At 52.5% G+C, this 6,590-nt stretch carries 6 protein-coding genes and 1 pseudogene; 4 read left to right on the top strand and 3 right to left on the bottom strand.

Annotated features, from left to right (window positions below):
• Nucleotides 1–119 (top strand): annotated as a pseudogene (locus BEB42_RS20860) (ISAs1 family transposase); the annotation flags it as partial.
• Between the two features lie 40 nt (nt 120–159).
• Here the strand turns inward: BEB42_RS20860 and yafV are convergent.
• On the bottom strand, nt 160–930 hold the full coding sequence (yafV, locus tag BEB42_RS20855) for a 2-oxoglutaramate amidase (protein WP_001118032.1): 771 nt from the start codon (nt 928–930) through the stop codon (nt 160–162).
• Between the two features lie 180 nt (nt 931–1,110).
• Here yafV and ivy point away from each other — a divergent pair, with 180 nt between their 5' ends.
• Nucleotides 1,111–1,557, top strand: coding sequence for an Ivy family C-type lysozyme inhibitor (gene ivy / locus BEB42_RS20850; RefSeq protein WP_001308392.1), 447 nt, complete (start codon nt 1,111–1,113; stop codon nt 1,555–1,557).
• A gap of 42 nt (nt 1,558–1,599) precedes the next feature.
• Here the strand turns inward: ivy and fadE are convergent, their stop codons facing one another.
• On the bottom strand, nt 1,600–4,044 hold the full coding sequence (fadE, locus tag BEB42_RS20845; RefSeq protein ID WP_000973101.1) for an acyl-CoA dehydrogenase FadE: 2,445 nt from the start codon (nt 4,042–4,044) through the stop codon (nt 1,600–1,602).
• A 239-nt stretch (nt 4,045–4,283) separates the two neighbouring features.
• Between fadE and lpcA the strand changes: the two genes are divergently transcribed.
• Together lpcA and BEB42_RS20835 are read left to right on the top strand one after the other, a co-directional pair.
• Nucleotides 4,284–4,862 (top strand): D-sedoheptulose 7-phosphate isomerase, encoded by a 579-nt coding sequence (gene lpcA / locus BEB42_RS20840; RefSeq protein ID WP_001353440.1) that lies wholly within the window; start codon nt 4,284–4,286, stop codon nt 4,860–4,862.
• Between the two features lie 121 nt (nt 4,863–4,983).
• Complete coding sequence (locus tag BEB42_RS20835) at nt 4,984–5,751, top strand: class II glutamine amidotransferase (protein WP_000333380.1); 768 nt, start codon at nt 4,984–4,986, stop codon at nt 5,749–5,751.
• On the opposite strand, the gene dpaA is transcribed toward BEB42_RS20835, so the two are convergent.
• Nucleotides 5,722–6,462 carry a peptidoglycan meso-diaminopimelic acid protein amidase gene (gene dpaA, locus BEB42_RS20830; protein WP_001225679.1) on the bottom strand — a complete coding sequence of 247 codons (741 nt, stop codon included), beginning with the start codon at nt 6,460–6,462 and terminating at the stop codon, nt 5,722–5,724. The two genes, BEB42_RS20835 and dpaA, sit on opposite strands and share 30 nt — an antisense overlap.
• Between the last annotated feature and the right edge of the window lie 128 nt (nt 6,463–6,590).

The following is a 6,590-nucleotide window of genomic DNA, read 5'->3' as shown; positions in this document are numbered from 1 at the left end:
CTATTAATATTTTGACGAATGATAAGGTATTCAAGGCAGGGTTAAGACGTAAGATGCGAAAAGCAGCCATGGACAGAAAGTATCTGGCGTCAGTCCTTGCTGGGAGCGGGCTTTCGTAGTCTTACCCCGACTCTCCCCGGCCCTAAACACAACCCCCACTCACCACAACCTAAACTCATCCGCATCCCGCCATGCTGGAAACTTTTCTCTATATTCCCTTAACACCGCCATCGACAACTCGGCATCAATGCGCGTTGCCTGATGCGCGTCGGCAGTAGTAATAATCTCGCCCTGTGGATTAATCACCCGGCTGTCACCGCGATAATGGCAGCCGTTGCCATCGCTGCCGACGCGATTGCATCCCGCCACATACGCCTGATTCTCAATCGCGCGGGCCGTCAGCAATGCCTGCCAGTGCAGAGAGCGCGGTGCAGGCCAGTTGGCAACGTAGATGGCGAGGTCATAATCGTTGAGATTGCGCGACCACACCGGAAAACGCAGGTCGTAGCACACCAGCGGCAAAATACGCCAGCCGCGCCATTCCACAATCACTCGCGCATTGCCCGCTTTATAATGCAGATGCTCATCTGCCATTCGGAACAGATGACGCTTATCATAAAAATGTACCGTGCCGCCCGGCTCAACCAGCAAAAAGCGGTTAACCGAACCAGACTCCGTTTGTAATGCAACACTGCCTGCAATCAGCGCATTGCACTGCTGCGCTTTAGCTGTCATCCAGTTCACTACGTCATCTTGTGCTAGCGACGAAGCTGCCGCTTCCATGGCAAAGCCGCTGGTAAACATCTCCGGTAGAACGATCACATCGCGCCCGGTAATACCTTCTAGTTGACGATCAAAATGGCGCAGGTTGGCAGGACCATCCATCCACACCAGTGGTTGCTGCAAAAGCGTAATCTTCAAGCCAGGCACGGTGTACAACTCCTTTATGTGAAGGGTTTTATAACTTTAACACCTTATCAGGCAGTTGCCTTAGCGCAGAATAAATTGATAACAAATGCTGATATTGGAAATATCTGATTTGCAAATTATCGTGTTATCGCCAGGCTTTAGGAGGTTAATAACATGGGCAGGATAAGCTCGGGAGGAATGATGTTTAAGGCAATAACAACAGTCGCCGCTCTGGTCATCGCCACCAGTGCAATGGCGCAGGATGATTTAACCATTAGCAGCCTTGCAAAGGGCGAAACCACCAAAGCTGCGTTTAATCAGATGGTGCAAGGGCATAAGCTGCCTGCCTGGGTGATGAAAGGCGGGACTTATACCCCTGCACAAACCGTAACGTTGGGAGATGAGACGTATCAGGTGATGAGCGCGTGCAAACCGCATGACTGTGGCTCGCAACGTATCGCTGTGATGTGGTCCGAGAAATCTAATCAGATGACGGGGCTGTTCTCGACCATTGATGAGAAAACGTCGCAAGAGAAACTCACCTGGTTGAATGTGAATGATGCGCTTTCGATTGATGGTAAAACGGTGCTATTCGCGGCGTTGACCGGCAGCCTGGAAAATCATCCGGATGGCTTTAATTTTAAATAATTAGCGGATAATGAAACGGAGCCTTTCGGCTCCGTTATTCAATTATGCGGCTTCAACTTTCCGCACTTTCTCCGGCAACTTTACCGGCTTCGTCGCCAGCTCTTCCGGCTCAAAGTCATCAACGTTAATACTGCGCAGACGACTCTCTTCAGCTTTCACCAGAATAGCGGCTTCATCTTTATCAATCAGCCCCTTTGCCAGCGCGTTGTGCGCCAGTTCATCCAGACGGGTAAATGGCAGGTTTTTACCCAGCTCTTTACAGATCCGCTGATGAATCGGATCGGCGGCAATCACATCCACCAGCGCCTCTTCCAGTAAACCAACCGGGTTATGCTCGCTCGGCGTCAGGTACTGACCGCGACCAATACGTGAACGGGTGGCGTTAGGCACTTGTAAAATCTTCGCCACTTTATGATCCAGTTTGTCAGACGGTGCCAGATAATGGCGTCCGGTCGGGAAGATCACCACATTCAGCAGCCCGGCAACCACGCGGTTCGGGAAGTTTTGCAGTAAATCGTCCATTGCCTGTTCAGCCTGATACAGCGCATCCTGTACGCCCCAATGCACCAGCGGCAGGTCGGCTTCATTACGGCCTTCGTCGTCATAACGCTTCAGAACGGCAGAGGCGAGGTAAAGCTGACTTAAAATATCCCCCAGACGTGCCGAGATGCGTTCGCGACGTTTCAGGCTGCCGCCCAGCACCGCCATCGAAACATCAGAAAGCAGGGCGAGGTTGGCACTCAGGCGGTTCAGGTGCTGATAATAACGTTTAGTGGCATCGCCGGTTGGTGTGCTGCTGGTTAAACCGCGCGTCAGGCCCAGCCAGAAGCTGCGAACTTTGTTACTGCCGACGTGGCCGATATGTTTGAATAGCAGTTTATCGAACGCGTTAACGTCATTGTTCTTCGCCGCTTCCATCTCTTCCAGCACGTACGGATGGCAACGAATCGCTCCCTGACCGAAGATCATCATGCTGCGGGTCAGAATGTTGGCCCCTTCAACGGTGATGGCAATCGGTGCGCCCTGGTAAGCACGGGCCAGGAAGTTGCTTTGCCCGAGCATAATGCCTTTGCCCCCGGTGATATCCATCGCATCAATAATCGACTGCTGCCCGCGGTGGGTACAGTGATACTTAACGATAGCCGACAGCACGGCAGGTTTTTCACCGAGCATAATGCCGTAGGTAATCAGCGATGCCGCAGCATCCATTACATAAGCGTTCCCGGCAATACGCGCCAGCGGCTCTTCAATCCCTTCCATCTTACCGATAGAGATTTTGAACTGACGGCGAATGTGCGCATACGCGCCCGTTGCCAGCGCTACCGATTTCACGCCGCCGGTTGAGTTGGAAGGTAGGGTGATGCCGCGGCCCACGGAGAGACACTCCACCAGCATCCGCCAGCCTTGCCCGGCCATTTTTGGTCCGCCGATAATGTAGTCGATCGGTACGAAGACATCTTTGCCGCGCGTCGGTCCGTTCTGGAACGGTACGTTCAGCGGAAAGTGGCGACGACCAATTTCCACGCCTGGCGTGGTGGTCGGGATCAGCGCACAAGTAATGCCTAAATCTTCTGCACCACCCAGCAGTTTTTCCGGGTCGGAGAGTTTAAACGCCAGCCCAAGCACGGTAGCAATTGGCGCGAGCGTAATGTAGCGTTTGTTCCAGGTCAGTCGCATCCCCAGCACCTGCTGGCCCTGCCACTCGCCCATGCAGACAATCCCGGTATCCGGAATCGCGCCCGCATCGGAACCCGCTTCCGGGCTGGTCAGTGCAAAGCAAGGGAGCTCCTGACCACGCGCCAGACGCGGCAGATAGTGATTTTTCTGCTCGTCAGTGCCGTAATGTTGCAGCAGCTCGCCCGGGCCTAATGAGTTCGGCACGCCGACGGTAATCGCCAGGATCCCGCTCACGCCGGAGAGTTTTTGCAGCACACGAGATTGGGCATAAGCCGAGAACTCCAGCCCGCCGTACTCTTTTTTGATGATCATCGCGAAGAAGCGATGCTCTTTAAGGTACGCCCACAGCTCCGGCGGCAAATCAGCCAGCTCATGAGTAATCTGGAAATCATTCGCCATCCGGCAGGCTTCTTCTACCGGGCCGTCGAGAAACGCTTGCTCTTCTGCGGTCAGGCGCGGCTGCGGATAGTTATGCAGCTTTTTCCAGTCCGGCTTACCCTGGAACAAGTCGCCTTCCCACCAGGTAGTGCCTGCATCAATCGCTTCTTTTTCAGTGCGTGACATCGGTGGCATCACCTTACGGAATCCACGAAATACCGGCGCGGAAATCATCGACTTACGCATAGGCGCAAAGTTAAATGGCACGAGGATAATGGCCAGAGGCACCAGTACCCACGCCGACCACAGACCAGCGACGCCGAGGGCGGCTGTCCAGGCGAGCAAAATCAGACTGCTGATAAATAAGCTCACGCGGTGATAGAACAACGCGCCGAGCAGGACAACCGTAGCGAGAATACTCAAAATCATCATAACGAAAAGCCCCTTACTTGTAGGAGGTCTGACCACTTGTGATGATATGGTTGTAGTGGATGTAAAAATATTTAGCAATGTGTTTACAATATAATTACAACAAAGCTCACATTGTTGCTGTTTTTATCCGCACTTCAGGTCAAAAAGTCCTGGTCATCGCACCTGCCCGTACTTCTCGCTTTTGGCGGTATCCGGTACACTGCATTTTGTCTATTACATTTATGCTGAAGGATATCCTCATGTACCAGGATCTTATTCGTAACGAACTGAACGAAGCGGCGGAAACGCTGGCTAACTTTTTAAAAGATGACGCCAATATTCACGCCATTCAGCGCGCGGCGGTCCTGTTAGCAGATAGCTTTAAAGCCGGTGGTAAGGTGCTTTCCTGCGGTAATGGCGGTTCCCATTGCGACGCCATGCACTTTGCCGAAGAGTTGACGGGGCGCTACCGTGAAAACCGTCCGGGCTATCCGGCGATTGCCATTTCTGACGTTAGTCATATTTCCTGCGTCGGTAACGATTTCGGTTTCAATGATATTTTCTCCCGTTACGTTGAAGCGGTAGGTCGCGAAGGCGATGTACTGCTGGGGATCTCCACCTCTGGTAACTCTGCAAACGTGATCAAAGCGATCGCAGCGGCGCGTGAGAAGGGGATGAAAGTGATCACCCTGACCGGTAAAGACGGCGGCAAAATGGCTGGCACGGCGGATATCGAAATTCGCGTTCCGCACTTTGGTTATGCCGACCGCATTCAGGAGATTCACATTAAAGTGATCCATATCCTGATCCAGTTAATTGAAAAAGAGATGGCTAAGTAAGGGCTTTTCTCCCTCTCCCTATCAGGGAGAGGGCCGGGGTGAGGGTAACAGCCTGCACCTTATTACTTTTTAATCAATCTTCGCCGGGGGCCATGCGCTCCCGCTGTTGTGGAGGTTACCGATGTGCGAATTGCTCGGGATGAGCGCCAACGTCCCTACCGATATCTGCTTTAGTTTCACCGGACTTGTACAGCGTGGTGGTGGAACCGGGCCACATAAAGATGGCTGGGGCATTACCTTTTACGAAGGTAAAGGCTGTCGCACATTTAAAGATCCACAACCCAGCTTTAATTCCCCCATCGCCAAACTTGTCCAGGACTACCCGATAAAATCCTGTTCGGTGGTGGCTCATATTCGCCAGGCTAATCGGGGCGAGGTGGCGCTGGAAAATACTCACCCATTTACCCGCGAGTTATGGGGGCGTAACTGGACTTATGCCCATAACGGACAACTGACGGGCTACAAATCACTGGAAACCGGCAACTTCCGCCCGGTAGGCGAAACCGACAGCGAAAAAGCCTTCTGCTGGCTCCTACATAAATTAACGCAGCGTTACCCGCGCACACCGGGCAACATGGCGGCGGTATTTAAATATATCGCCTCACTGGCGGATGAACTGCGGCAGAAGGGCGTTTTCAACATGCTGCTTTCGGACGGGCGCTATGTAATGGCGTATTGCTCGACTAATTTACACTGGATCACCCGCCGCGCGCCGTTTGGCGTGGCAACGTTGCTGGATCAGGATGTGGAAATCGACTTCAGCTCGCAGACCACACCGAATGATGTGGTCACGGTGATTGCAACACAGCCGCTGACGGGCAATGAAACCTGGCAAAAGATTATGCCAGGCGAATGGCGCTTATTTTGCCTCGGGGAGCGTGTAGTTTGATGCCAGCTGTGGTTGCACAACTTCGTGGCTTAACGGCTTGCTGACCACGTAACGGCCATTGACCACAGAAACGGTCGGTGGCTTACGGGTTTGCTCAAAGTAGTCGTAGCCCGGCTTCAGTTGCTCCCAGAAGTCCTTAAAGTTGGAATATTTATGGCGCTTCATATTGGCGTCGGTCATGCGGAACGGGTAAATACTCACTTGCACGCTCGGCTGACCAAACACCAGCGCACCAGTAACGAACTGGAAGATCTCATCAATACCCTGATTGGTCATCGCGTAGCAGCCGATGGAAACACAATCGCCGTGGATCATCAGGTATTTCCCTTCATAACCATGCGCACGGTCATAGGCATTGGGGAAACCGATATTAATCGCCTTGTAGTAACGGCTGTCTGGTTTTAACTGATTACGCTGGACGCTATAAAACCCTTCCGGGCTTTTGAAATCGCCCTGACGCTGTTTTGGCCCCAAGCCGCCGGAATATTTACAGATTTTATAGCTGTCGAGCAGTTGATATTGCTCGCCCATTTTGACGTAGAGATCGAGCGTACGTTCTTCCTTGAAGATCTGGATGTAGACAGGGGATCCCATCAACTGCTGCTTATACTCTTTGCTCACTGGCGTGGTCGAGCTACTGCTGCCCAGCAAACCGGCAAACGAAACGCACGGGATCAACAACATCGCAAGAATTAATGCGATTTTACGCATACTGCTTATTCCTTGATAAAACGGTTACACACGCCAGGACGGCAAAATGGATCCCAAATCGGAATAGTCTGGATTTGGAAGGCTCACATTATCACCAAAAGAGTTTTACGCAAGCCTGTCGGCGCAGG

It is taken from the genome of Escherichia sp. MOD1-EC5990, from assembly GCF_002965285.1.
In the GTDB taxonomy this organism is placed as follows: domain Bacteria; phylum Pseudomonadota; class Gammaproteobacteria; order Enterobacterales; family Enterobacteriaceae; genus Escherichia; species Escherichia coli_F.
Note: the sequence above shows the minus strand (reverse complement) of the source record. Positions and strands in the feature narration are given on the sequence as shown.